The sequence below is a fragment of the Caulobacter sp. ErkDOM-C genome (genome assembly GCF_048541825.1).
Taxonomy (GTDB): domain Bacteria; phylum Pseudomonadota; class Alphaproteobacteria; order Caulobacterales; family Caulobacteraceae; genus Caulobacter.
This window is the reverse complement of sequence record NZ_CP183332.1, coordinates 1,341,346-1,364,150: the sequence shown is the minus strand read 5'-3', so window position 1 is coordinate 1,364,150 and position 22,805 is coordinate 1,341,346. Positions and strand designations below refer to the sequence as shown.

General features: G+C 67.4%; 25 protein-coding genes. 14 read left to right on the top strand and 11 right to left on the bottom strand.

Translation table 11 applies throughout. The features are described from left to right. Positions 1 to 38: 38 nt before the first annotated feature. On the bottom strand, positions 39 to 518 hold the full coding sequence (gene greA, locus ACN2C8_RS06625; RefSeq protein WP_419255057.1) for a transcription elongation factor GreA: 480 nt from the start codon (positions 516 to 518) through the stop codon (positions 39 to 41). Positions 519 to 733: 215 nt separating this feature from the next. Beyond that, the gene (locus ACN2C8_RS06620) at positions 734 to 844 is read right to left on the bottom strand and encodes a hypothetical protein (protein WP_419255056.1); all 111 of its coding nucleotides are present in this window, start codon (positions 842 to 844) and stop codon (positions 734 to 736) included. A 156-nt stretch (positions 845 to 1,000) separates the two neighbouring features. Here ACN2C8_RS06620 and ACN2C8_RS06615 point away from each other — a divergent pair, with 156 nt between their 5' ends. Both ACN2C8_RS06615 and gluQRS read left to right on the top strand, forming a co-directional pair. Continuing rightward, the gene (locus ACN2C8_RS06615; protein ID WP_419255055.1) at positions 1,001 to 1,621 is read left to right on the top strand and encodes a TetR/AcrR family transcriptional regulator; all 621 of its coding nucleotides are present in this window, start codon (positions 1,001 to 1,003) and stop codon (positions 1,619 to 1,621) included. Between the two features lie 4 nt (positions 1,622 to 1,625). After that, positions 1,626 to 2,465: a tRNA glutamyl-Q(34) synthetase GluQRS gene (gene gluQRS / locus ACN2C8_RS06610; RefSeq protein ID WP_419255054.1), complete on the top strand. Its 840-nt coding sequence runs from the start codon at positions 1,626 to 1,628 to the stop codon at positions 2,463 to 2,465. Here the strand turns inward: gluQRS and ACN2C8_RS06605 are convergent. Together ACN2C8_RS06605 and ACN2C8_RS06600 are read right to left on the bottom strand one after the other, a co-directional pair. Beyond that, positions 2,462 to 3,196 carry a GNAT family N-acetyltransferase gene (locus ACN2C8_RS06605; protein WP_419255053.1) on the bottom strand — a complete coding sequence of 245 codons (735 nt, stop codon included), beginning with the start codon at positions 3,194 to 3,196 and terminating at the stop codon, positions 2,462 to 2,464. The two genes, gluQRS and ACN2C8_RS06605, sit on opposite strands and share 4 nt — an antisense overlap. 7 nt (positions 3,197 to 3,203) lie before the next feature. Next, a complete protein-coding gene (locus ACN2C8_RS06600; RefSeq protein WP_419255052.1) occupies positions 3,204 to 3,848 on the bottom strand; it encodes a TlpA family protein disulfide reductase in 645 nt (214 codons plus the stop codon). Here ACN2C8_RS06600 and argH point away from each other — a divergent pair, their 5' ends adjacent. The 3 genes from argH to lysA are packed head-to-tail and all read left to right on the top strand — an operon-like array spanning position 3,849 to position 6,849. Beyond that, a complete protein-coding gene (argH, locus tag ACN2C8_RS06595; protein WP_419255051.1) occupies positions 3,849 to 5,273 on the top strand; it encodes an argininosuccinate lyase in 1,425 nt (474 codons plus the stop codon). Further along, complete coding sequence (locus ACN2C8_RS06590) at positions 5,252 to 5,572, top strand: hypothetical protein (RefSeq protein ID WP_419255050.1); 321 nt, start codon at positions 5,252 to 5,254, stop codon at positions 5,570 to 5,572. Before argH ends, ACN2C8_RS06590 begins: the two co-directional genes overlap by 22 nt. A gap of 8 nt (positions 5,573 to 5,580) precedes the next feature. Then, on the top strand, positions 5,581 to 6,849 hold the full coding sequence (gene lysA, locus ACN2C8_RS06585; RefSeq protein ID WP_419255049.1) for a diaminopimelate decarboxylase: 1,269 nt from the start codon (positions 5,581 to 5,583) through the stop codon (positions 6,847 to 6,849). Positions 6,850 to 7,720: 871 nt separating this feature from the next. On the opposite strand, the gene ACN2C8_RS06580 is transcribed toward lysA, so the two are convergent. The 4 genes from ACN2C8_RS06580 to ACN2C8_RS06565 all read right to left on the bottom strand — a co-directional run bounded on the left by ACN2C8_RS06580 (position 7,721) and on the right by ACN2C8_RS06565 (position 12,284). Then, positions 7,721 to 8,464 carry an FkbM family methyltransferase gene (locus tag ACN2C8_RS06580; RefSeq protein ID WP_419255048.1) on the bottom strand — a complete coding sequence of 248 codons (744 nt, stop codon included), beginning with the start codon at positions 8,462 to 8,464 and terminating at the stop codon, positions 7,721 to 7,723. Positions 8,465 to 9,093: 629 nt separating this feature from the next. Then, positions 9,094 to 10,722 (bottom strand): ABC-F family ATP-binding cassette domain-containing protein, encoded by a 1,629-nt coding sequence (locus ACN2C8_RS06575; RefSeq protein ID WP_419255047.1) that lies wholly within the window; start codon positions 10,720 to 10,722, stop codon positions 9,094 to 9,096. 106 nt (positions 10,723 to 10,828) lie between these two features. Beyond that, positions 10,829 to 11,413: a phosphoribosyltransferase gene (locus ACN2C8_RS06570; protein ID WP_419255046.1), complete on the bottom strand. Its 585-nt coding sequence runs from the start codon at positions 11,411 to 11,413 to the stop codon at positions 10,829 to 10,831. Then, entirely contained in the window at positions 11,352 to 12,284 is a 933-nt protein-coding gene (locus ACN2C8_RS06565) for an MJ0042-type zinc finger domain-containing protein (RefSeq protein WP_419255045.1), read from the bottom strand. The genes ACN2C8_RS06570 and ACN2C8_RS06565 overlap by 62 nt, the downstream gene beginning before the upstream one ends. An 83-nt stretch (positions 12,285 to 12,367) precedes the next feature. Here ACN2C8_RS06565 and ftsE point away from each other — a divergent pair, with 83 nt between their 5' ends. The 4 genes from ftsE to ACN2C8_RS06545 are packed head-to-tail and all read left to right on the top strand — an operon-like array spanning position 12,368 to position 15,286. Beyond that, positions 12,368 to 13,072, top strand: coding sequence for a cell division ATP-binding protein FtsE (ftsE, locus tag ACN2C8_RS06560; protein WP_419255827.1), 705 nt, complete (start codon positions 12,368 to 12,370; stop codon positions 13,070 to 13,072). Beyond that, positions 13,069 to 13,962: a cell division protein FtsX gene (locus ACN2C8_RS06555; protein ID WP_419255044.1), complete on the top strand. Its 894-nt coding sequence runs from the start codon at positions 13,069 to 13,071 to the stop codon at positions 13,960 to 13,962. Before ftsE ends, ACN2C8_RS06555 begins: the two co-directional genes overlap by 4 nt. Beyond that, positions 13,959 to 14,579, top strand: a complete 621-nt coding sequence (locus ACN2C8_RS06550; RefSeq protein WP_419255043.1) for a YdcF family protein — start codon at positions 13,959 to 13,961, stop codon at positions 14,577 to 14,579. Before ACN2C8_RS06555 ends, ACN2C8_RS06550 begins: the two co-directional genes overlap by 4 nt. After that, on the top strand, positions 14,576 to 15,286 hold the full coding sequence (locus ACN2C8_RS06545; RefSeq protein ID WP_419255042.1) for a lysophospholipid acyltransferase family protein: 711 nt from the start codon (positions 14,576 to 14,578) through the stop codon (positions 15,284 to 15,286). Before ACN2C8_RS06550 ends, ACN2C8_RS06545 begins: the two co-directional genes overlap by 4 nt. A gap of 100 nt (positions 15,287 to 15,386) precedes the next feature. Here ACN2C8_RS06545 and ACN2C8_RS06540 read toward each other — a convergent pair whose 3' ends face one another. Continuing rightward, on the bottom strand, positions 15,387 to 15,716 hold the full coding sequence (locus ACN2C8_RS06540; protein WP_419255041.1) for a hypothetical protein: 330 nt from the start codon (positions 15,714 to 15,716) through the stop codon (positions 15,387 to 15,389). 347 nt (positions 15,717 to 16,063) lie between these two features. Here ACN2C8_RS06540 and ACN2C8_RS06535 point away from each other — a divergent pair, with 347 nt between their 5' ends. After that, complete coding sequence (locus ACN2C8_RS06535) at positions 16,064 to 16,381, top strand: DUF2251 domain-containing protein (RefSeq protein ID WP_419255040.1); 318 nt, start codon at positions 16,064 to 16,066, stop codon at positions 16,379 to 16,381. A gap of 196 nt (positions 16,382 to 16,577) precedes the next feature. Here the strand turns inward: ACN2C8_RS06535 and ACN2C8_RS06530 are convergent, their stop codons facing one another. After that, a complete protein-coding gene (locus tag ACN2C8_RS06530) occupies positions 16,578 to 17,141 on the bottom strand; it encodes a gamma-glutamylcyclotransferase (RefSeq protein ID WP_419255039.1) in 564 nt (187 codons plus the stop codon). 28 nt (positions 17,142 to 17,169) lie between these two features. Between ACN2C8_RS06530 and ACN2C8_RS06525 the strand changes: the two genes are divergently transcribed. The 4 genes from ACN2C8_RS06525 to ACN2C8_RS06510 all read left to right on the top strand — a co-directional run bounded on the left by ACN2C8_RS06525 (position 17,170) and on the right by ACN2C8_RS06510 (position 21,197). Further along, positions 17,170 to 18,177 (top strand): DUF2125 domain-containing protein, encoded by a 1,008-nt coding sequence (locus ACN2C8_RS06525; RefSeq protein WP_419255038.1) that lies wholly within the window; start codon positions 17,170 to 17,172, stop codon positions 18,175 to 18,177. 114 nt (positions 18,178 to 18,291) lie between these two features. Next, positions 18,292 to 19,092, top strand: coding sequence for a chorismate mutase (locus tag ACN2C8_RS06520; RefSeq protein WP_419255037.1), 801 nt, complete (start codon positions 18,292 to 18,294; stop codon positions 19,090 to 19,092). A 45-nt stretch (positions 19,093 to 19,137) separates the two neighbouring features. Beyond that, complete coding sequence (hisC, locus tag ACN2C8_RS06515) at positions 19,138 to 20,259, top strand: histidinol-phosphate transaminase (RefSeq protein WP_419255036.1); 1,122 nt, start codon at positions 19,138 to 19,140, stop codon at positions 20,257 to 20,259. Further along, positions 20,259 to 21,197, top strand: coding sequence for a prephenate/arogenate dehydrogenase family protein (locus tag ACN2C8_RS06510; protein WP_419255035.1), 939 nt, complete (start codon positions 20,259 to 20,261; stop codon positions 21,195 to 21,197). The genes hisC and ACN2C8_RS06510 overlap by 1 nt, the downstream gene beginning before the upstream one ends. Before the next feature lie 33 nt (positions 21,198 to 21,230). On the opposite strand, the gene ACN2C8_RS06505 is transcribed toward ACN2C8_RS06510, so the two are convergent. Next, positions 21,231 to 22,793 carry a DUF885 domain-containing protein gene (locus ACN2C8_RS06505; RefSeq protein ID WP_419255034.1) on the bottom strand — a complete coding sequence of 521 codons (1,563 nt, stop codon included), beginning with the start codon at positions 22,791 to 22,793 and terminating at the stop codon, positions 21,231 to 21,233. Positions 22,794 to 22,805: the final 12 nt, after the last annotated feature.

The following is a 22,805-nucleotide window of genomic DNA, read 5'->3' as shown; positions in this document are numbered from 1 at the left end:
GACCATCCGCGCCCTGCGGCGGCAACCTGATCCTTGCTCTATGCGATGGAGACGATCTCAACCTCGCCGCCCGCGACCATGGCCGTGTCACCGATGGTCTTGCCGAGCAGCGCCCGGGCCAGCGGCGAAACATAGGAAACCGACCCGGCGGCCGGATCGGCCTCGTCCTCGCCGACAATACGGAACGTCTGGCGACGGCCGTCCTCGCGATCAAAGGTGACGGCCTGACCGAAATGTACGACGTCGACGGGACCCGCAGGCTCCGTCAACTGGGCGCTGGCCCTCCGCGCAGCATAGAATCGCAGGTCGCGGGTGGCCCGGGCCATGGCCGTGCGATCCTCGGCGACGCCGCCCGTGGCCTGGGCGGCGCTGTAGGCGGCGCGCGCGTCTGCCAACCACGTCTCGAGCTGCGCCAGGCCCGTGGCGGTGACCAGGTTGGGGTTGGGGGAAATCGGCCGGTCGAGCAGGTCGGCGGCGAAGGCTTCGCTGTCGCCTTCCTTGGTGAAGGCGACGCTCATCGGCGGGTGATCTGGACTGAAATCGACATGGGCTGGAAATCCGAAGGCCGGCGGGATGTTCCCGGCGCGGACCGAAGGTCCCAGGCGCGTCGGCTCCTTGTGCTAGCCTCCGGCGCAAAGCGTTTCAAGCGCGGGCGCCTCGCAAGCCGGCAGCGAACGCGACGGCGGGACGGTCTTTTGCAGAACCAGCCCCGTCGTTCGCGGACAAAGCTGCCTTACAGAACGACGCCTGCGACGGCGCCGGCGACAGCCAGGGCGAGCACAAGGAAGTAGCCGCCGGCCAGACGGTCAAAGGCGGTTTCAAAAGCTCTGAGCGAACGGAACATGCTGCAAATCCCTCTTGGTTAGTCGGCCCAGCCGGTTGCCGGTCAGGGCCTCGTCCGATCTGGACAGTGCTTAGATAACATTGATCTAAACGCCGTCAAGATAATCTTTACATCGTTTGGATGAAATTTTGGAAAGGAGGCGCTAGAGTGAGGACGATGACCAGCGTAGCCACCGAATCCCGCCCCTATCACCACGGTGACCTGAGCCGTGCTCTGGTGGATGCCGCACGCCGCATTCTGGAAAAAGAGGGTCCTGCGGCGCTATCCCTGCGTGCGGTGGCGCGTGAAGCTGGCGTCAGCCCCGCAGCGCCCTATCACCACTTCAAGGACAAGGGCGAACTGCTGGAAGCGGTCGCCCAAGAGGGCTGGTCGGCGCTGGACGTCGCTTTGACCGGGTCGCGCGCCTCGGCCACCAATGCACGCGACAGGATGACCAGCATCGGCGTGACCTATGTGCAGTTCGCGCGCGACAATCCCGCCCTCTACCGCGTGATGTACGACTGTTCGCGCGACAAGGACGCCCTGCCCGAACAGATGAAGGAGGAAGGCGCCTATTGCCAGGTGCGCAATACCATCTCCGAACAATCCAGTGGCGGGGTCACCGACATCGACCTGGAACTGGCCACCATCGCGGCCTGGTGCGCGGCCCATGGCCTGGCCGAGATGATCAGCTTCAAGCAGTTCGCACCGCTCAAGGACCTGTTGGGCGGCGAAGATGCCTTCCTGCGGGCCGTATTCGAGCACCTGGGCATGTTCACGAAGTTCGACCAGGGCTGAGCCCTTGGTCTTCGCCACCCGGTTCGCGCCCTCGCCGACAGGCTACCTGCATCGCGGCCATGCCTTTTCGGCCCTGACGGCTTTCGAGGCCGCGCGCGCCGCAGATGGGCGCTTCATCCTGCGCATCGAGGACATCGACGCCACGCGCAGCCGGCCCGAATACGAGGCGGCGATCGCGGAAGATTTGGCCTGGCTCGGCCTGGACTGGGAACAGCCCGTCCGCCGTCAGTCCGAGCATCTGGCCGACTACCACGTCGCCATCGAGACCCTGCGCACACGCGGCCTCGTCTATCGCTGCTTTCGCACCCGCAAGGAATTGGATATCGGCCGTGCGCCGCACGGGCCGCAGGAGCCGTTCATAAGCGGGCCCTTGCCGACCGCCGAAGACGCTGAACGCCTGGGACGGGGCGAGGCCTTCGCCTGGCGGCTGTCGCTGTCAGCGGCGAAGACAGCGCTCGGCGGGTTCGATGACCTGACCTTCCTTGAGGAAGGCGCTGGGCCGGACGGCCAGTCCGGCTTGATCCACGCCCGTCCAGAAACCGCGGGCGACATCGTGCTGGCGCGCAAGGACGTCGGCGTCGCCTATCATCTGGCGGTCGTTCTGGACGACGCCCTGCAAGGCGTCACCCACGTCATTCGAGGCGAGGACCTGTTCGAGGCGGCGCACATCCAGCGACTGCTTCAGGCGCTACTGGGGTTGCCGACCCCAATCTATCGCCACCACCGACTGCTGGTCGGTCCTGACGGAAAGCGCTACGCCAAGCGTGACAGGGCCCAGACCCTGCGCGAACTCAGGGCGGCGGGCGTCACGCCAGCGGACCTGCGCACGGAAATGGGCTTTTAGCGGACCCAGTAGCGATAGGCGTAGGCGGCCGAAAACCCGTCGCGTTCATAGAGAGCGATAGACGGCCCGTTGCTGGCCTCAACCTGCAGGTAGGCGCGGCGCGCGCCCAGCAAGGCCGCCTCGACCAGCAACACCCCCAGCACCCTCCCCGCCAAGCCCTTGCGACGATGCTCGGGCGTGGTGCGCATGCCAAACACCCCGGCCCACTCGCCCTCCACGGCGCAGGCGCCCAGGGCTGCCGGCTGCCCACCGACGACCAGACGCGCGAACCGCGCCGGGGCCGGGATGCGGGCCAGGGTTTCCAGCCGCTCCCGTGCGTCATCGACATTGCCGCCCGCCGAGGCCGTGAACACCGCCTCGAAACTGGGGTCGGGCGCGGCGGAAAGGGTGACTTCCGGATCGGACTGTCCCAGGGCGGGGCCGATCATCACCAGGGTCGGCTTGCCGTCCGCATAGCCCCGTCGCGAAAGACGGTGTGGCAGGTCTTCAGGCGCCGTCGCCCCGTCGGTCAGCTTGAAGCGCGGCGGCAGGCCTCGCGCCTGAAACCAGGCTTCGGCCGCGTCGATCGCCGTCTCGATCTCGCGATCCGGTTCGCCCAGAGGCCAGCAGGCATTGGTCCGCATCGACCAGCCTTCGGCGGCATTCAGCCGCCAGCCGCCAAGCGCCGATCGCTCGCGCGCCGGCCAGGCCCGGTCAGCGATCGGTTCCAGAACGGCGGGATCGATGTCCAATGGCCCGCTACTCGGCCAGCAGCTTCTCGACCAGACCCCGCGCCTCGGGGCTGGACCAGTCGGCGTCGCCAGACAGGCGGGCGCGCTCACGGCCCTGCTTGTCGTAGATCACCGTGGTCGGATAGCCCGCCGCTCGCGGCTCCATCTCGAACGACATTCTGTAGGACGGATCGCGATAGAGCTTCAGCGGCGCATTGGCAGCCATCTCGGCCTGGGCCAGGTTGAGGTCCGAATCCCGGTCGACGCTGACCGGCAGAACCTTGAACGGCTGGGACGCATAGGCGGCCGCCAGCTTGGCCAGGGTCGGCATCTCTTTCTTGCAGGGCGCGCACCAGGTGGCCCAAAGGTTCAGCACCACGACCTGCCCCTTGAAATCGGCAAGGGTAACCGGCTTTCCGGCCTCATCGAAGAAGGTTGTGCCTGGCGCGGCGCGGGGCGACGACGGCACGTCGAGCTTGGCCAGCGAGGCCCGCTTGAATTCATTGAGGTCGGCCGGCCCTGAGGGTTTGAACGATGAGGCGGCGATGACGTATAGAACCGCCGCGACGCCGACGAGCATGGCGGCGCCGATCGCCCACTTCAACGGACTGCGCTTGGTCGCGCCGGTTCCGTTCTCGCCCACCCCGTTCTCGTTCGACTGGATTTCGCTCATATGACCGACAACGCCTCCGAAAAACCCGCTGCCGCCAAGGGCGGAGAGGGTCAAGCCATGTGGGGCGGCAGGTTCTCGGCCAAACCGGCGGAGCTGATGCAGGCGATCAATGTCAGCATCAGCTTCGACAAGCGCCTGTGGGCGCAGGATCTGGCGGGCTCCCGCGCCCATGCCCGGATGTTGATCAGCCAAGGTGTGATTGCAAGTAGCGATGGCGAGGAAATCCTCGAAGGCCTGGCCAGGATCGAGGACGAGATCACGACCGGGACCTTCCCGTTCCGCGACGAATACGAAGACATCCACATGAACATCGAGGCCCGGCTGCGCGAGCTGATCGGCCCGGTGGCCGGCCGCCTGCACACCGCGCGTTCGCGTAACGACCAGGTGGCGGTGGACTTCCGCCTGTGGGTCCGCGAGGTCTGCGACCGCTCTGCCGCCCAGTTGGACGCCCTGCAGCGCGCGCTGCTGGCCCAGGCCGAACAGCATGCCGACGCCCTGATGCCGGGCTTCACACATCTGCAGCCCGCTCAGCCCGTGACCTTCGGCCATCACCTGATGGCCTATGTCGAGATGTTCGGGCGCGACGCCGGCCGCTTCCGCGACGCCCGGACCCGGATGAACGAATGCCCGCTGGGGGCCGCCGCCCTGGCCGGTTCCCCCTTCCCCATCGACCGCCACGCCACGGCCAAGGCCCTCGATTTCGATCGTCCGACCGCCAATTCGCTGGACAGCGTCTCGGCCCGCGATTTTGCCTTGGAGGCCCTGTCGGCCGCCTCGATCACCGCCACGCACCTGTCGCGCCTGGCCGAGGAAATCGTGCTGTGGACGACGCCGATGTTCGGCTTCATCAAGCTGACCGACGCCTTCACGACCGGCAGCTCGATCATGCCGCAGAAGAAGAACCCCGACGCCGCCGAGCTGATCCGCGCCAAGGTCGGCCGCATCCTGGGCAGCCTGACCACCCTGACCGTGGTCATGAAGGGCCTGCCGCTGGCCTATTCCAAGGACATGCAGGAGGACAAGGTTCCGACCTTCGAGGCCTTCGACGCGCTTGAGCTGAGCCTGCTGGCCATGGCCGGCATGATCGCCGACCTGACGCCCAATACCGACAAGATGGCCGCCGCCGCCGGCGCGGGCTTCTCGACCGCCACCGATCTGGCCGATTGGCTGGTGCGGACGCTGAACATGCCTTTCCGCGACGCCCACCACGTGACAGGTTCGGCCGTGAAGACGGCCGAAGGGCTTGGCGTCGATCTGGCGGATCTGTCCCTGGCGCAATTCCAGGCGATCGAGCCAAAGATCACCGCCGAGGTCTATGCCGTCCTCACACCGGCCGCTTCGGCGGCCAGCCGCATCAGCTACGGCGGGACCGCTCCCGCCCAGGTCCGCGCCCAGATCGCGCGTTGGAAGGAACTGCTCGGATGACCCTGCGCCCCCTCGCTCTTCTGACCATCGGAGCTCTCGCCCTGGCATCCTGCGGCAAGCAGGCTGAACTTGAGCGCCCCGCCCCGATGTGGGACGCCCAGAAGAAGGCCGCCTGGGAAGCGCAGCGCCGCGCGGCCTCCGGCACGGCCAACCAGCCGGCCCGTGTGGGGGGCGCCCAGGAAATCATGGACCCCGCCTCCAGCAACCGCACCGTCCGCGCGGCCCCACTGGCCGGCACCGCTCCCAATCCGTTCGGCGGCCCGTCGGCGGCCGGCTTCCCCGGCGCGACTCCCAACTAGGCTTTGACGTGAACCACTTCGAGTACGGCCCCGAGGGCCTGGCCTGCGAAAGCGTCCCCCTGGCGCGTATCGCGGCCCAGGTCGGCACGCCGGTCTATGTCTATTCCCGCGCCACTCTGGAGCGGCACTTCACGGTGTTCCGCGACGCCTTGGTTGCCGCTGGCGTCGTCGATCCGCTGATCGCCTATGCCGTGAAGGCCAATTCCAACGTCGCGGTCCTGAAGGTACTGGGCGACCTGGGGGCCGGGGCCGACACGGTGTCGGAAGGCGAGGTCCGTCGCGCCCTGGCCGCCGGTATTCCTGGCGAGCGCATCGTCTTCTCCGGCGTCGGCAAGACCCGCCGCGAGGTCGAGTTCGCCCTGAAGGCCGGCGTCGCCGAGATCAATGTCGAGTCCGAGCCGGAAATGAACCTTGTGGCGTCGGTCGCCGCCGAACTGGGCGTCCGGGCCAGGATCGCCTTCCGGGTCAATCCCGATGTCGCGGCCGGCGGTCACGCCAAGATCGCCACCGGCAAGGCCGAGAACAAGTTCGGCGTCTCGTTCGCCGAGGCCGCCCGCCTCTACGCCAACGCCAGCAACAACGCTGCCCTCGAGCCGATCGGCGTAGCCTGCCACATCGGCAGCCAGATCACCGATCTGACCCCCATGCGCGAGGCCTTCAGCAAGATGCGGGGTCTGGTCGAGCAACTGCTGGGCGAAGGCCTGTCGGTCGAGCGCCTCGACCTGGGCGGCGGCCTGGGCGTGCCCTATTTCAACATGCCCGAACCGCCCTCGCCCGCCGACTTCGCCAACATGGTCGGCGAGGTCACCAAGGGCCTGCCCGTCAAGCTGGCCTTCGAGCCCGGTCGGGTGATCGCAGCCAATGCCGGCGTGCTGGTCAGCGAGGTGATCCACGTCCACGAACGGCCCGAGGGCCGCAAGTTCCTGGTCATCGACGCGGCCATGAACGACCTGCTGCGCCCGGCCATGTACGACGCCTTCCACGACATCCGCCCGGTCGTGAAGCGTGAGGGCGACGCCGGTCCCTATGACGTGGTCGGCCCGATCTGCGAGACCGGCGACACGTTTACCCGTGATCGGCTTTTGCCGCCGCTGGCGGCGGGCGACCTGGTGACCTTCATGTCGGCCGGGGCCTATGGCGCGGCCATGGCCAGCGAATACAACACCCGGCCGCTCGTGCCCGAGGTGCTGGTCGACGGCGACAGGTTCGCGGTGATCCGCGCCCGGCCGTCCTATGAGGAGATGCTCGGCCGGGACGTGGTGCCCAGCTGGGTCTGAAGCTAGACACGACTTCACGGCTTCACGCGGTTGACCCGCTGAAGGTTGGGGAGGCGGCGGAGCGTCCGGACCAGGCCCGGATGAGGTTTATCGTGGAGTACCGTTTCGGCCGTGGCCGGAGCGCTCCGCGCGGTCGTTATTCAGGAGCATCGCCGGGCTGGCGGGGTTTTAACCCGCTCCGGTAGCTAGGCCCCTGGCGGGCGGAAGGGAAGCGACCCTTCCGGATCGCGCGGGCGATTTCAGCCCGCGCCTGGAGCGCTCGCCGCCGTCGCCAAAGGGGGCTCCCGGATCAACACGGCCCGAAGCGCCCGACGACCCACTTGGAGCCACCCACGCCTCGCAAACCGATCCCGCCGGGACCTTCGAACAACCGCAGACGAACGCGACCCGCTCGACCGCCCCCACCACCCGTCAGGTCGCCAGCTGGACGGCCTCCCCAGTGGCGGGGCGAGGAGAAGTATGCGGGCGTTCTGGAGGGGGCTGCGTCGATTTTGGATCGTGACGCTGGGTGGCGGGGTTAGGGCGTTGAATTTGTTGAGGCGGAGAGGCGTGGAAGCTCGTGGTCGCACGGGGATTGAGCTCCCCTCGCTCGGAAGCGGAAGTTTTGAAGTTCGGCCATGGTTGGAATCTCGACATCCGCTCAGCTTTGATCCAGCGCATCACAGAGAGTTTCGCCATGAGAGCCGCCCGCCCGATCGCGCGACGGGCGGCAGCTGGTGGAGCTGTGCGAGCCACAGGAGTCACCGCGTCGGATCCGAGGACAGCAGCCGGGTCATCGTTGTGCCGCGCGGCTTCGTGACCGACTTCGCCTCCGTGCCCTGAGGCGTGCGCCTGTCTAGCCGTCCTCCACGTCTTCAACGCGCGCGGGCGCTCAAACGGACGGCGTGCCCCGTCCTGCGCCAGCGACTCGGTAGCCGTAGCGAGCGAGATATTTGAAATCGGAAGCGCGGACAGGCTGGGGCTGGTCCGCCGTCAGGAGGGGCGGCAAGTTCCAGATATTTTCGACGCCCGGCGGCAGCGCTAGGACGCTGGGGTCGCCGGAGATTTTGGCGTTTTCCTTTGGGCGTTTGGGCGGCGCGGTGATGTGGGCTGAGGGGGAAAAGAACGAGAAGAGACGATAGCCCGCCGCCAACAGCAGGGCGTTGGCCTCGACGGCGGACGTGCCAAACTTGGGGTTGGACTCCAGAAAGAGGATCGAACGCTTGGCCGCAAGGGTCGCCGTGGCCCCGCGCAACGCCGTCGCTTCATACCCTTCGATGTCCATCTTGATGATGCGGGTGTCCGGCGTGGCCAAGTCGTCAACCCGCTGCATCAGCACGCGGGACGTGGGATGATCCGGGCCTTTCGCGAGGCTGAGAACGCCGAAGTTCCCGTTTGTACGCAACGGAGGTTCCGGGAAGTCGATGATCCCTTCTGTCTCGCCGACGGCGGCGCGCACAACCTCGACATTGTAGAGATGATTTGAGAAGGCGTTGGTGGCCAGCACCTGCGACAGGCCCCGATGCCCTTCGACGGTGATGACGCGCCAGTCTGGAAAGCGCTTTGCCAGAGGAAGGCTGATGCAGCCGATGTTCCCGCCCAGGTCCAGGAATGTGCCAGCCTCCATGTCCGCCATATAGTCGCCGAAGAGGTCGACCTCTGCCGGCGCGAAATGGCCGTAGGTTTTCAGGTAGGGCCCAATGACCCGGTCATCCTGCGGAAAGAGAAGGGTCAGGCCATAGGCGCGGGTTACATCAAGCACGATCAGCTCCGGGTTGGCGCAGTCGTATCACCGACCGGCTGGTGGACAATCCCCAGCCGCGTTGTAGCCCGGCCGGAGGCCGTAGCCTCAGGGTCATGATCGCCGCCATTGCCCTTAACAGAGACCAACTGTCGAAGGTCGCTTTGTGATCAATCTTCGGAAAGCGCAGCAACGGGTCGGGAGCAAAAATCAGCATCACCGCCGAAAGCGAACCCTGCACAGACTAAGGACAGTCTCGACTTCTAGGTCCGAGGCTCGCTTCGCTTTTCGATCAGTTGCTGACGTTTAGATGCTCCCCCTCTGGGGGAGCTGTCGCGGAGCGACTAAGCGGGCTATGTCTGCGTGAGTTGACAAAAGCGCGACCTGGGTTAGCGACGCGCTGCCCCCTCCGGCCCTCCGGGCCACCTCCCCCAGAGTGGGAGGATGTATTTGTCCAGCATCTACTCTACCCGGCCATCGGCAGCGTCCGATGTCTTGGCGAGGCTGCGCCAAAAGCATTACCCCTACCCGCCCGGGTGCAGCCCCGGCGCTTCCTGGCCCGTGCGGGTGACATATTCCGTATAGCCGCCGCCGTACTGGTGGACGCCCTCTGGCGTCAGTTCCAGCACGCGGTTGGACAGGGCCGCTAGGAAATGGCGGTCGTGCGAGACGAAGAGCATGGTGCCCTCGAAGTCGGCCAGGGCCGCGACCAGCATCTCCTTGGTCGCCATGTCGAGGTGGTTGGTGGGCTCGTCGAGCACCAGCAGGTTGGGCGGATCAAACAGCATCTTGGCCATGACCAGGCGCGCCTTCTCGCCGCCGGACAACACGCGGCAGGGCTTTTCAACATCATCGCCGGAGAAGCCGAAGCAGCCCGCCAGGGTGCGCAGCGCGCCCTGGCCCGCCTGCGGGAACGAGCCCTCCATGGACTGGAAGATCGTCTCTTCGCCGTCCAGCAGGTCCATGGAGTGCTGGGCGAAATAGCCCATCCTGACACTGGCGCCGATGTTGACCGCGCCCTGGTCGGGCTTGGTGTCGCCGGCCACCAACTTGAGCAGCGTCGACTTGCCGGCCCCGTTGGCGCCCAGCACGCACCAGCGTTCCTTGCGGCGCACCAGGAAATCCAGGCCCTCATAGATCGGCTGCGCGCCATAGCCCTTGTGGACATTGCGCAGGCTGATCACGTCGTCGCCCGACCGCGGCGGGCTCTGGAAATCAAACTTGACCGACTGGCGACGGCGCGGCGCCTCGACCCGTTCGATCTTGTCGAGCTTCTTGACCCGGCTCTGGACCTGGGCGGCGTGCGAGGCGCGGGCCTTGAACTTCTCGATGAAGTTGATTTCCTTGGCCAGCATGGCCTGCTGGCGCTCGTACTGCGCCTGGCGTTGCGCCTCGCTGAGCGCGCGCTGCTGGTCGTAGAAGTCCAGATCGCCCGAGTAGGTGATCAGCGAGCCGGCGTCGATCTCCACCACCTTGCCGATGATGCGGTTCATGAAGGCGCGGTCGTGCGAGGTCATCAGCAGGGCGCCCTCGTAATTCTTGAGGAAGGCCTCCAGCCAGATCAGGCTTTCCAGGTCCAGGTGGTTGCTGGGTTCGTCCAGCAGCATGCCGTCGGGCCGCATCAGCAGGATGCGGGCCAGGGCCACGCGCATCTTCCAGCCGCCGGACAGCAGACCGACATCGCCGTCCATGCGTTCCTGGCTGAAGCTCAGGCCGGCCAGGACCTCGCGCGCCCGTGCGTCCAGCGCATAGCCGTCCAGTTCCTGGAAGCGTTCCAGCACCTCGCCATAGCGCTCGAGGATCGTGTCCATTTCGTCGGCCTGGTCCGGATCGATCATGGCCGCTTCGAGCTGCGCCATTTCGCTGGCCAGGGCGCTGACGGGACCGACGCCGTCCATCACGGCGGCGACCGCGCTCTGGCCCGACATCTCGCCGACATCCTGGCTGAAATAGCCGATCGTCATGCCGGCATCGATCACGGCCAGCCCGTCGTCGGGTTGCTCCTGACCGGTGATCATGCGGAACAGCGTCGTCTTGCCGGCGCCGTTGGGGCCGACGAGCCCGACCTTTTCACCCTTCTGGATGCCCATCGACGCTTCGATGAACAGGATCTGGTGGCCGTTTTGCTTGGAGATATTGTCGAGGCGGATCATGGGCGGTCTGCTAACGCGGGTGGAGGCAGAACGCCAGAACCTTTTAGCCTCACATGGACCCCGTGAGGCGTATAAAAAGGCTCTAAATCAAGCGCTTAGAGCGTGATCAGTCCAACGCGCCGATGTAGGGCAACCCACGGCTCCTGCCCTCGTCGTCGAGGCCATAGCCCACGAGGTAGCGGGCCGGGGCTTCCCAGGCCACGAAGTCGGGCTCCATGCCGCGCTGGGTCGGCCAGGGCTTGCGGGCGAAAACGGCGGTCATCACTTCGCTGGCCCCGGCGTCCTTGACCAGGCGCGAGGCTTCGCTCAGCGACAGGCCGCTGTCGAACACGTCATCGACCACCAGGGCCCGGCGGCCGATCAGCGGACGTTGCAGGTCGGCGCGGACCTCGCAGCGGCCGGTGCTCTTGCGCTCATCGTGATACGAGGCCAGCCACAGGGCGTCGAAGCGGACATTGCGGCCCGCCTTCCACAAGGCCCGGGTCAGGTCGGCGGCGAACCACAGACCGCCGGTCAGCAGACAGACGCAGACCGTGTCGTCGTCGATGCGCGGGGCGATGGCGTTGGCCAGGGCCTGAACGCGCTGGGCGATGTCGGCTTCCGAAATCAGGACTTCGGGTTGGGTGGTGTCATTCATGATGCGCGGGTTCGTGAGAGTCAGAGGGAGGAGTGGCTTCCGCTCCGGTCTCATGTCCCGAGGGTTCATGTCCAGCCGCATCTGCCTCGGCAGGCGCATCCTGGGCGCCGCGCAGCGACAGTTCGGGGTCCGCCGTGTGCTTGGCGGGAGTCTTCAGGGCGGCCTTGACCGCCTTGGCCGCGCCGGGCTCGACCGCAAAGTCGATGACCAGATCCTTGGCGGTGCGGGGCGGGTCCAGGATGGTGATGGCGAAGTGGCGGATCTCGCTGGGCGGGATCTTCGGATCGGCGGCGGCGGCGATGCGGCCGGCCACGCGCTTGTCCTTGGCGTTGCGCAGCTCGACCCGCAGCGGCGGGGCGATCACCGCATGGTCGGTGATGTTGCGCATGATGCCGGTGATGGTCACGGCGGCGTGGCCGTCTTCCAGCGAGGGCTCGGCCTTGATGTTCTCGATCACCAGTCCGACCGTGTTCACCGGCAGGCCGACGCTGGCATAGGCCCCGGCCGTGGTCGGCCACAGGCGCACCATGTCGATGCGGAAGATCAGGGCGCCGACAATCATCGAGGCCATGGCGGCGGCCATGCCGGCCCAGACCACGCCCGTGGTCGTCGCCTCGCGCAAGCGACGCTCGGCGTCGGCGCGGGCCCGGAACACCTTGGGCAGCTCCTCGCCCGGGAGGGCGCTGACCGGCGGTTCGGGTTCGGGTTCGACGGCCGGGCTGGCCTCCGAGACGTCCAGTGAGGCCATGGCGGCGTCGCTGGCCATGGTGGCGTCGGAGGGTTCGTCGAAGAGGTCCGTGGACTCCTCGTTACGGGCGGTCCAGCGGTTGCCGCACGAGGCGCAACGCACGACACGACCAGCCGCACCGACCTTGGAGTCGTCGACGAAATAGCGGCTGGCGCACTCCGGACAGGTCAGTATCATGGCCGCGAATCGTAGGCTCCCCGCATTAACAAATGGGGTCGCTGATTTTGTCCCTGATGTCCAGAAACCCCGGCGACACCTCCTTGCGGATCGAGGCAGATCAGGGCGATGACGCCCTCCCCGTGGTTCGCTTCGAGGGCGTGTCGATGCGCTACGGCCGTGCGCCGGAAACGCTAAGAGACATTGGGTTTTCTCTGGCCCCCGGGTCGTTTCACTTCCTGACCGGCGCTTCGGGCGCGGGCAAGAGTTCCCTGCTCAAGCTGATCTATCTGGCCCACCGTGCGTCACGGGGTCGCGTGGAGCTTTTCGGCCGCGATGTCAGCCTTTTGCCGACCGGCGACCTGCCGTTCCTGCGCCGCCGGATCGGCGTGGTTTTCCAGGACTTTCGGCTTCTGGAGCACCTGTCGGTGTTCGACAACGCCGCCCTTCCTCTCCGTATCCTGCAGCGCAAGCCCGCCACCTATCGCGACGACGTCGCCGAGCTGCTGACCTGGGTAGGACTGGGTGAGCGGATGCATGCCCTGCCCTCCACCCTGTCAGGCGGTGAAAAGCAGCGCCTGGCCATCGCCCGCGCCGTGGTCGATCGGCCCGATGTGCTGCTGGCCGACGAGCCGACCGGCAATGTCGATCCGGCCATGTCGCTGCGACTGCTGCGGCTGTTCGTCGAGCTCAATCGCCTGGGCACCACGGTGCTGATCGCCACCCATGACGAGGACGTCGTGGCCCGCGCCGGCCAACCGACCCTGCATCTCGAGCATGGTCGTCTGGTCGAAGGAGGCGACGCATGAGCGAGGTGTTCCAGGTCCAGCGCTGGCGGCCGGGTCCGCTGCTGCCGCCGCGCGACGCCCGCGACGGCTCGCTGGTCTTCGTGGTCGCCGTGCTGTGCTTCCTGGCCTGCCTGACCGCCCTGGTCGCCCTGGCCGCCAACCGCGCGGCCGAGGGCTGGACCAATCAGTTGACCGGATCGGCGACCGTGGTGGTCCGCGCCCGTCCCAACGAGACCCCCGACTCCGCCGCCGCCCGCGCCGCCGAGGCCCTGGCCGGGGTCAAGGGCGTGGTCGAGGCCCGCGCCCTGACCAAGGAAAAGGCCGAGGAACTGCTGGTTCCCTGGATCGGCAAGGAGGCCCTGGTCGACGACCTGCCCACGCCGCGCCTCGTCACCCTGGATCTGGACCCCCTGCTACCCGCCACCGCCACGGCCCTGGATCAGGCCCTGAAGGCGGCCGGCGTCGACGCCGTCGTCGATGACCACAGCCGCTGGATCGCCGACATCGAACGCGGCGCCGGCCTGGCCCGCTGGGCGGCGCTGGGCGTGTTCGCCCTGATCGCGTCGGCGGCGGCTTCGGTGATCGCCTTCGCCACGCGGGCCGGACTGGCGGCGCGGGCCGACGTCATCGAGGTGCTGCACCTGTCCGGCGCCGAGGCCGGCTTCATTGCGGGGCTGTTCCAGTGGCGGTTCGCGGGCATGGCCGCCATAGCGGGCTTGCTGGGCGGCGCGGGCGCGACCATCATCGGCGCGGCGATCCGCACCCTGGGCGGCGGTGCGGGCCTGGCGCCGATCCTGCCCCTGGCCTGGATTGATCTGCTGGCGCCGCTGCCCTGCCCGCTGATCGCCGCCCTCGTCGCGGGCCTGACCGCCCGCCTTGCTGCGTTGCGACTTTTGAGGAGCATGCCGTGAAGAGCCTCGCAGCCCTGTTGATCCTGGTGATGGTCTGGGCCGTCGGCCTGCTGGCCTTCTCCGGCCGCGTCGAGCAATCGATCCCCGCCCGCGAGCCGCCGGTCGCCGATGGCGTCGTGGTGCTGACCGGCGCCTCCAACATTCGGCTGGAAGCCGCCACCAAGCTGCTGGAAGCCGGCAAGGGCAAGCGCCTGCTGATTTCCGGCGTCAATCGCGAAGCCACCCGCGAGGACGTGCAGAGCGTCACCAAGGCGGTCAAGCCGATCTATGACTGCTGCGTGGACCTGGGCTTCGCCGCCGCCAACACCCTCGGTAACGCCAGGGAAACAGCCGAGTGGGCCAAGGCCAAGGGCTATCGCAGCCTAATTGTGGTCACAGCCGACTATCATATGCCGCGCGCCATGCTGGAACTGCGCGCAACCTTGCCCGATACTGTGCTTTACCCCTATCCCGTCGCCACGGAAGGCCTCGACGCTCATCGCTGGTGGAAGCAGAACGCCGGCGCGCGGCGGATGATCGTCGAATACTGCAAGTACCTGGCGATCCTGGGCCGCGAGGCGTTCCTGGGATTGGGCCCCAAGGACGAGGCCGGCGAACCGGCGAAGGAAGCATCTTGATCTATCTGCGTTCGTTTCTGTTCCAGCTGTATTTCTGGCTCTGGTCGATCTTCACCTCGACCTGGATGGTGGCCCTGCTGCCCCTGCCGCGCCGCTTCGCGGTGGCCGCCCTGACCTTCTGGTCCAAGGGCCTGTTCTTTGGCCTGCGCTGGATCGCCGACATCAAGGTTGAGGTGCGCGGTCGCGAGTACATGCCCACCGGCCCCGCCCTGATCGCCGCCAAGCACCAGTCGATGTTCGACGTCTTCAGCCAGTTTGGCCTGCTGCCCGACGCCTGCTTCGTGATGAAGAAGGAACTGCTCAATGTGCCGCTGTTTGGCTGGCACGGCCTGAAGGCGGGCATGGTCGTCGTCGACCGCAAGGGCCATTCAACGGCCTTGAAGAAGCTGGTCCGCGACACGCTGGAGAAGATGAAGGAGGTTCGCCAGGTGGTGATCTTCCCCGAAGGCACCCGCGGCGCCGTCGGCGTTCCCGGCGACTACAAGCCCGGCATCGCCGCTCTCTATCGCGAGCTGGACCTGCCGGTCACGCCTCTGGCGCTGAACTGCGGCGTGCACTGGGGCAAGGGTTTCCTGGTCAAGCCGGGCACCATCGTCTTCGAATACCTGCCGCCGATCCCCGCCGGCCTGAAACGCGGCGAGTTCATGCGCGAACTGCAGACCCGCATCGACACGGCGACCAAGGCGCTGGAGGACGAGGGAATTTAACGATCCCTCTCTCTGAGAGAGAGGGCGGGGCCCGCCGCGAAGCGGTGGGAGGGTGAGAGGTTTCAGACTGGCAGGATAGAGCGCTGTCAGCTTTCGGCGCTCAGCGGACCTTCAGCGGTCCCGGCGGCAGGGTCGAAAGATACTCCCCGATAGCCGCGACCGTAGCCTCCGCTCTGCTCCGCATCGTCTCATTTGGCGTCAGCCCGATGTGGCCGGTTTCGGTGTCTTCCAGATAGGCCACAACCTCCGATGCGGGCTCGCCTCTCCGCAATTTGCCTACCACTTGCAGAAGATAGCTGTCGTACTCGTCCGCACAGGCACCGTCATCTTGCCAATCGCCATCGCTGATTTCCCTCAGCCCAATTGGGTCCCACAGAGACCAGCCAATCTCGCGCAGCCGAGATAGCTTGACTTTAGCGGGCTCATTCATCTGCGGATGCTGCCATCCAGCTTCGACGCCCGCAATTCGGAATTGCGTCAAATGTCCTGTTTCGGGCGCGACCCCAATTCCTGCACCCGACCCTAGTTGTACGTTCAGTTTGCCCGGAAAGACGGCCGACGCCGGACGCCCCCTCCGTCACGATGCGTATTCGCATCGCGCCACCTCCCCCGTTTCACGGGGCAGGAGGGTGATGCTGTTCTTCTCCTGCCCCGTAGCGAAGCGTGCGGGGGAGGTGGCGCGGCGCCGATAGGCGACGTGACGGAGGGGGCGCTACTGAGCCTGACGTTCGCTCCCCACCCATTGCAGACCGAACCGGCTTCGGCTCTCATCACGGTATGGGTGAAGAGTTTAGCAGCGTTGTTAGGTCGGATGGGCGCTTCGGTGTCGTCTTCGAGGCAGATGGTGAGACCGCCTATCTGTACCTGCTGGACATGGCTGCGCCCGAGGGGCGGCAGATTGTCAGCTCATTTAGGGTGCCCGTCCGAGCTCTAGGCGAGCCAGATGCAGAAGTCCGATGGTCACAGGATGGCACCATCGCCGCTGCCATGCGCGGCGGTAACATCTTGGCACTAATGGACCTTCGGAACCCAGGAACTGATCTCAGGCATGTGGGACGTGCGCCGAAGGAAGGCGACAGCCACCTGTTCAGCTAGGTCCACTATCCACCCTTCACGGACCTTGGCGACATCCGCTTGCGGTCCAAGGGCCAAATGTCGGGTTTCAGGTGCTGACCTGATTTCCGCTCTGCACCCATTCCGGCTCGATCAGCGACAGGAATAGAGCTTTCCCGGCCAACGGTGAAACCTCTCACCCTCCCACCGCCTGCGGCGGCGGGCCCCGCCCTCTCTCTCAGAGAGAGGGATTCGTGGAGCCGTCCTCACGCGCAGCGACCAGCTTCAGTAGCGTCTCCATGGCGTGATCGCGCACGCCGTCCTCGCGCAGGTGGCCGACGAGGTCGGACAGATAGTCGATGTTGCGGCCCGACAGCCCCTTGGCGCCGGCGATCAGATTGGCCTGCTGCTCGAGGGTCAGGGCCCCGGCCCACTGGCTGTGCTTCATGTCCGACAGGAAGACCAGCGAGGAGACCTTGCCCGCCTCGCCGTCGATCTTCAGATCGCTCCAGGCCTCGAAATAGGTCTCGGTCGGCTGCTCGCGTTCGCGCAGATAGCCGTAGACCTCTTCCCATTGCGCCGCCGCCACCCGATAGGCGGCGCCGCGCACCGAGCCGCCGGGCGCCAGGCCCAGAACCAGGCCCGGGCGCTCATAGGTGCCCCGGTGATGGACCGAATAGATGCAGAAGGCGCGACGACGGCCGTGGAGAACCGCGCGTCTTCGCTCTACAAACGGGAACCCGGGACGCCACATGAGCGATCCGTATCCGAACACCCAACGGTCTCCGCTCTCTACGCTCATCTTCAATCCCGACTGGACGCGCTCTTTCATGACCCATACCGACGCCGCGCCGCCCCGCAAAGTCCGCAGACGAGGTCTGTTTGCGCCCTTCATCATCGCGCTGATCTTCGCAGCGGCCTGGTGCGTGGGTTGGTTCTGGCTGCGCAATCAGGCCGAGCAGCGGATGGACACGGCCTCGGCGTCGCTGAAGGCGCGCGGCTATGACCTGTCGTGGAGCGCCCGTAGCTTCTCGGGCTTTCCGTTCCGCCTCAATGTGACCCTGGCCGACGCGCGGGTCGCCGAACCCTCGGGCTGGGCCCTTCGCATTCCCGAGCTGAAGGCCGAGGCTATGATCTATGGCCTCGACCACTGGGTGGCGACCGCCCCGCGCGGCGCCCTGCTGACCCGGCCGGAGGGCGGCGACGTCGCCATCGCCGGCCAGGCCCTGCGCGCCAGCCTGGCGGGGCTCAAGCAGCACCCGCCCCGCATCTCGATCGAAGGCGCCGGCCTGGTGTTCTCGACCGCGCCCGAGGCCGCGCCCTTCCCGTTGCGCTCGGCCCAGGCCATGCAGTTGCACCTGCGCCCCGGCCCCGAGGATCAGGCCGCGATCCTGTTCAAGGCCGACGGCGCCCGGGTCAATTTCACCGGCCTGCTGGGCCGCATCGCCCAGGAAAACAGCGCAGACATGATCCTGGACGCCCGCCTGACCAGGGTCTCGACCCTGCGCGGCGACAGCTGGGCTGACGCTGTGCGCGACTGGAGCGCGGCCGGCGGCGCGATCACCATGGAAAACGCCCGGATCAGCGCCGGTGAGGCCGAGGGCACGGCAAAATCCGGGGCTTTGACCGTCGACGCCAATGGCCGGCTGCAGGGCAAGCTGGAAGTCGCCCTCAAGGAGCGGGTCGATCCCCGGGCCGCCCGGACGCCTGAACAGATCCTGGCCGCCGCCGCCCAGGCCCTGGGGCGCGAGCCGGTCATCGAGGCCAGCCTGATCCTGCAGGAAGGCCGCACCCGACTGGGAAGCATCGACACCGGTCCCTCGCCGCGCGTCTATTGAGCATCGGCCAGGCGAAGCTCTGGCGGGAGACGCGCAAGTTTCTTGCCGTGAACGCCAGCTATTGCACCGGCGGCGGCAAGGACTATGGTCCGGCCTCCAATTTCGGGGATAAACATGGGTACCGACGCGGCCGACGCGCCTCCGTCTCTCGACGAGGTCCGATGGCGACTGGACGCCATTGATGGTGAACTGCTGAAGCTGCTGGACGAGCGGGCCGCCCTGGCCGGCGCCGTCGCGGCGGCCAAGCGCGCGGCGGGCGATACGGGCTTTGGCCTGCGTCCCGGCCGTGAGGCCCTGGTCATCCGCAAGCTGCTGGCCGCCCCGCGCACCGCCGCCAACGACGCCCTGATCATCCGCGTCTGGCGCGAGGTGATGAGCGACAACCTGGCCCGCCAGGGCCCGTATCACCTGGCCGTCTGGGGCGGGAAGGATCCGACCCGCGCCGTCGAGCTGACCCGCCTGCGGTTCGGAACCGCGCCGCGCATGCAGGTCATGACCGAAGCCAAGGACGTGCTGGCCGCCGCCAAAACGCCCTGGGGCGTCGGCGTTCTCGCCCTGACGCCGGACAGCAACTGGTGGGGCCGCCTGCTGGCGGAACCCAAGCTGAAGATCTTCGCCGCCCTGCCCTGCCTGAACCGTTGGGGGCCGCAAGCCGCCCTGGCCGTAGCCGAGGTCGAGGTCGAGCCCACCGGCGGCGACCAGACCTTCTGGGTCACCGATTCGCCCAAGAGCGCTGCCGCCATCGTCGAGGCCCTGAGCCCCAGCGGCGTCGCCGCCGAGCCCCTGGCCGAGTCCGGCGGGCTGAAGCTGTTTTCGCTGTCGGGCTTCTTTCAGGTCAATGACGCGCGCCTGGCCCAAGCCCCCGGCAAGCTGACCGGCGTCATCGGGGCTTCGCCCACGCCGTTCGACGTTTAAGCGGGCGACGTGTAAGACGACGGCCAGTTCAGACTGAGTTCCAAGATGACCGCTCCCGCCTCCGACCGCTTCGCCGCGCCGCTTCCCATGCCCAAGCCGGGCATCATGGATATCCACGCCTATGTCGGCGGCAAATCGAAGATCGAGGGCATCGCCCATCCGGTGAAGCTGTCGAGCAACGAGAATATCCTAGGCTGCAGCGACGCGGCCAAGGACGCCTATCGCGCCGCCGTCGACCGCCTGCATCTCTATCCCGATGGCAAGGCCAGCGGCCTGCGCGCCGCCGTGGCCGAGCGCTACAGGCTGGAGCCCGAACGCCTGACCTTCGGCGACGGCAGCGACGAGATCTTCGCCCTGCTGTGCCAGGTCTATCTCGAGCCCGGCGACAACATCGTCCAGGGCGAGCACGGCTTCGCCGCCTACGCCATCGGGGCCCGCGCCTGTCAGGGCGAGGTGCGGATGGCCAAGGAGCCGAACCAGCGCATTGACGCCGACGAAGTGGTCAAGTGCATCGACGAGCGCACCCGGCTGGTGTTCATCGCCAACCCCGCCAACCCGACCGGCACCTGGCTGACCGGCGAGGAAATCCGGGCGCTGCATGCCGCCATCCCGCCGTCGGTGGTGCTGGTGCTGGACGGCGCCTATGCCGAGTTCGCTACCGATCCGCGCTTTGAGGATGGCCTGGACCTGGCCCGTACGGCGCAAAACGTCATCGTCACCCGCACCTTTTCCAAGATCCACGGCCTTGGCGGCCTGCGGGTCGGCTGGGGCTATGGACCGGCCGGGATCATCGAGCCGATCGAGCGCATCCGTCCGCCGTTCAACACCTCGATCCCCGGTCAGGAGGCGGCCATCGCCGCCCTGACCGACCTCGAATTCCAGGCCCGCTCCGTGGCCCTGGTCGAGCAGTGGCGGCCGTTCCTGGCCCAGCAGCTGGGCGGGCTTGGTCTGGAGGTGACGCCCTCGGCGGCCAATTTCGTGCTGGTCAACTTCCCCAACGTTCCGGGCAAGACCGCCCGCGAGGCCGAGGAATTCCTGGCGTCCAAGGGCTATCTGGTCCGCGCCGTCGGCAATTACGGCCTGCCCGACGCCATCCGCATCACCATCGGCCTGGAAGAGCACAACCGCGCCGTAGTGGATTTGCTGACGCAGTTCGTGGGTCGCTGATGTCCAAGCCCGGTATCCTCTATCCCAAGATGACCGTGATCGGCTGCGGCCTGATCGGCGGTTCGGTGATCCGCGCGGCCCGCGCCCACGGCGTGGTCAGTGAGATCACCGTGGCCGACGCCAGCGAGGCTCACCGGGCCCGGGTGATCGCGCTGGGCATCGCCGACCATGTGACGGGCGATATCGCCGAGGCGGTGCGTGACGCCGACCTGGTCGTCATCGCCACCCCGGTGCTGTCGGTCCCTGAACTGGCCGGCCTGGTGATCCCGGCCATGAAGCCCGGCGCCACCCTGACCGATGTCGGCTCGACCAAGGCCAATGTCGCCGAGGCCTTCCGCGGCCAGGACATCTCCAAGATCTTCGCCATTCCCGGCCACCCGATCGCCGGCACCGAGCAGTCGGGTCCCGACGCCGGCTTCGCCGAGCTGTTCGAGAACCGCTGGACGATCCTGACGCCGTTCGAGAGCGACGACGAGCGCTACGCCGCCGCCGTGGCCCAGCTGTCGGCCTTGTGGCGCGCGTTCGGCGCCCAGGTCGAGCTGATGGACGACAAGCATCATGACCTGGTGCTGGCCGTCGTCAGCCACCTGCCCCACCTGATCGCCTACACCATCGTTGGCAGCGCGGCCGATCTGGAGAACGTCACCGAGAGCGAGGTCATCAAGTTCTCGGCCTCGGGCTTCCGCGACTTCACCCGCATCGCCGCCAGCGACCCGACCATGTGGCGCGACATCTTCATCGCCAACAAGGACGCGGTGCTGGAGATGCTGGGCCGCTTCACCGAGGACCTGCAGGCCATGAGCCGCGCCATCCGCTGGGGCGACGCCGACACCCTGCACAGCCACTTCACCCGCACCCGGGCCATCCGTCGCGGCATCGTGGCGGCCGGCCAGGAAAGCGCCGAGCCGAACTTCGGACGCGATCGCGGCAAGCACTGAGGCGAGACTGGCGTAACACGCCGGTCCCCGCGCCTACGCCCCCAGCACCCGCGCCCGCAGCATCGACAGCGGCAGGGTCCCGGGGAGCAGCACCGCGTCGTGGAAGGCCCGGATGTCGAAGCCCGGCCCACGCCGCTGGCGCGCCGCTTCGCGCAGGCGGACCAGTTCCAGCCAGGCCAGCCCCTGCCCCGCCGAGGCGGCCGGGCCGATGGCGATGCGTTCGATGCCTTGCGAGACGGGCGAGAACACCGGCGGCGGGCCCTGCAGGTCATTGAGGAAGGCCGTGGTCTTCTCGACGCTCCAGCCCTTCAGGTGGATCCCAAGATCGGCCAGCAAGCGGCCGACGCGGAACAGCATCCACTGGAGATAACCCAGCTCCGCGAGCGGATCGCCCGCGAAGGCGCCCTCCTCGGCGGCCAGCTGTTCGGCATAGATGGCCCAGCCTTCGAAGAACCCCGGGAAAGCCAGGCGGGTGCGCAGCGGATGGGCGCCGGAGCGTTCCTCCAGCGGCATCTGCACCATGTGGCCGGCCACGCTCTCATGGTGGACGACACTGGGCAGGGTCCAGCTGGGGCGGGTGCGGATGGAGTTGAGGTCGGCGTAATAGACGCCTGGCCTTGCGCCGTCGAAGGACGGCGCCTCGCGATAGCCCTGACGGCGGACGGCTTCGTCGGCGGGGGTCATGCGGCTCATGCTGACCGCGCGACTGCCCGGCGCGACCGTGGCGAACGAGACCGGCAGGCGCGACACGGCCTTGGCCAGCCAGGCGTTCATGTCGGCGATCAGCCGGTCGCGGCCGGCGTCGTCATCGCTGTAGAGCCAGCGCTCGTCGCGGCTGAGCGCGGCCAGACGGGCGCCGACCGTGCCCTTGCTCATCCCCTGGGCCTTCAGCAGCGTGTCGGCGCGGGCGGTCAGGGCCTTGGCGGCGGCATGGGCGCGATCCCAGGCTTGGCCCGGGGTGATCTCTGCGCCCATCGCGGCGTTCAGCAGCAGGGCGTAATAGGCCTCGCCATCCTTGAAGCGTCCGACGCCGATCCCCTTGCCGGCCTTGGCGCGAAGGGCGATCAGAGCGTCGCGCTGGCGGCCTAGGGCGGCGGCGACATCGGGCGCGGCCGAGGCCGCTGCGGCGGTTTCAGAGAGACCCGCGGCGACCTTGTCGATCACAAAGGCCGGCAAGATCACGCCCTTGGCAGCGTCTTCAGCGATACGGGCAGTCTCGGCGTCCAGCCGTCTGACGGTGTCAGCGGCAGCGTCGCCCGACTTCGCGGCTTCGACGGCCTTCAGCCAGGCGCCCGAGCGGGTGGTCATGACATAGGGCGAGGTCGCGCCCGCGCCGAACGGGAAGCGGCGGACGGTCTCGTCCTCGATGGAGAACGCCGACTGCACGGCGTCATAGTCCAGGCGCGCGGCGGGGCTCAGAGTGGTCGGGGAAAAGGCTCTCAGGGTCGCCAGCTTCTGGTCGGCCTGTCCGCCCTTGGCCAGCTTGTCGAGCAGCGCCTTGAGCGCCGCATCGTCGCCGGCCGCCTGTGCGCCCCCGGCCGCCAGCAGCGCCGCGCCGCCCACGGCCCCGCCCATCACGTCGCGCCGGCTGATCATGGCGTCTCTCCC

Coding starts and splice junctions, on each gene's coding strand:
- ACN2C8_RS06525 (WP_419255038.1), top strand. CDS start 17,170: ATGACCCATACCGACGCCGCGCCGCCCCGCAAAGTCCGCAGACGAGGT.
- ACN2C8_RS06535 (WP_419255040.1), top strand. CDS start 16,064: ATGGGTGAAGAGTTTAGCAGCGTTGTTAGGTCGGATGGGCGCTTCGGT.
- ACN2C8_RS06580 (WP_419255048.1), bottom strand. CDS start 8,464: ATGGCGGACATGGAGGCTGGCACATTCCTGGACCTGGGCGGGAACATC.
- argH (WP_419255051.1), top strand. CDS start 3,849: ATGACCGACAACGCCTCCGAAAAACCCGCTGCCGCCAAGGGCGGAGAG.
- ACN2C8_RS06615 (WP_419255055.1), top strand. CDS start 1,001: ATGACCAGCGTAGCCACCGAATCCCGCCCCTATCACCACGGTGACCTG.
- ACN2C8_RS06570 (WP_419255046.1), bottom strand. CDS start 11,413: ATGAGACCGGAGCGGAAGCCACTCCTCCCTCTGACTCTCACGAACCCG.
- ACN2C8_RS06520 (WP_419255037.1), top strand. CDS start 18,292: ATGGGTACCGACGCGGCCGACGCGCCTCCGTCTCTCGACGAGGTCCGA.
- ACN2C8_RS06575 (WP_419255047.1), bottom strand. CDS start 10,722: ATGATCCGCCTCGACAATATCTCCAAGCAAAACGGCCACCAGATCCTG.
- ACN2C8_RS06505 (WP_419255034.1), bottom strand. CDS start 22,793: ATGATCAGCCGGCGCGACGTGATGGGCGGGGCCGTGGGCGGCGCGGCG.
- ACN2C8_RS06600 (WP_419255052.1), bottom strand. CDS start 3,848: ATGAGCGAAATCCAGTCGAACGAGAACGGGGTGGGCGAGAACGGAACC.
- greA (WP_419255057.1), bottom strand. CDS start 518: ATGAGCGTCGCCTTCACCAAGGAAGGCGACAGCGAAGCCTTCGCCGCC.
- ACN2C8_RS06555 (WP_419255044.1), top strand. CDS start 13,069: ATGAGCGAGGTGTTCCAGGTCCAGCGCTGGCGGCCGGGTCCGCTGCTG.
- hisC (WP_419255036.1), top strand. CDS start 19,138: ATGACCGCTCCCGCCTCCGACCGCTTCGCCGCGCCGCTTCCCATGCCC.
- ACN2C8_RS06510 (WP_419255035.1), top strand. CDS start 20,259: ATGTCCAAGCCCGGTATCCTCTATCCCAAGATGACCGTGATCGGCTGC.
- ACN2C8_RS06620 (WP_419255056.1), bottom strand. CDS start 844: ATGTTCCGTTCGCTCAGAGCTTTTGAAACCGCCTTTGACCGTCTGGCC.
- ACN2C8_RS06540 (WP_419255041.1), bottom strand. CDS start 15,716: ATGAATGAGCCCGCTAAAGTCAAGCTATCTCGGCTGCGCGAGATTGGC.
- ACN2C8_RS06565 (WP_419255045.1), bottom strand. CDS start 12,284: ATGATACTGACCTGTCCGGAGTGCGCCAGCCGCTATTTCGTCGACGAC.
- ACN2C8_RS06530 (WP_419255039.1), bottom strand. CDS start 17,141: ATGAGCGTAGAGAGCGGAGACCGTTGGGTGTTCGGATACGGATCGCTC.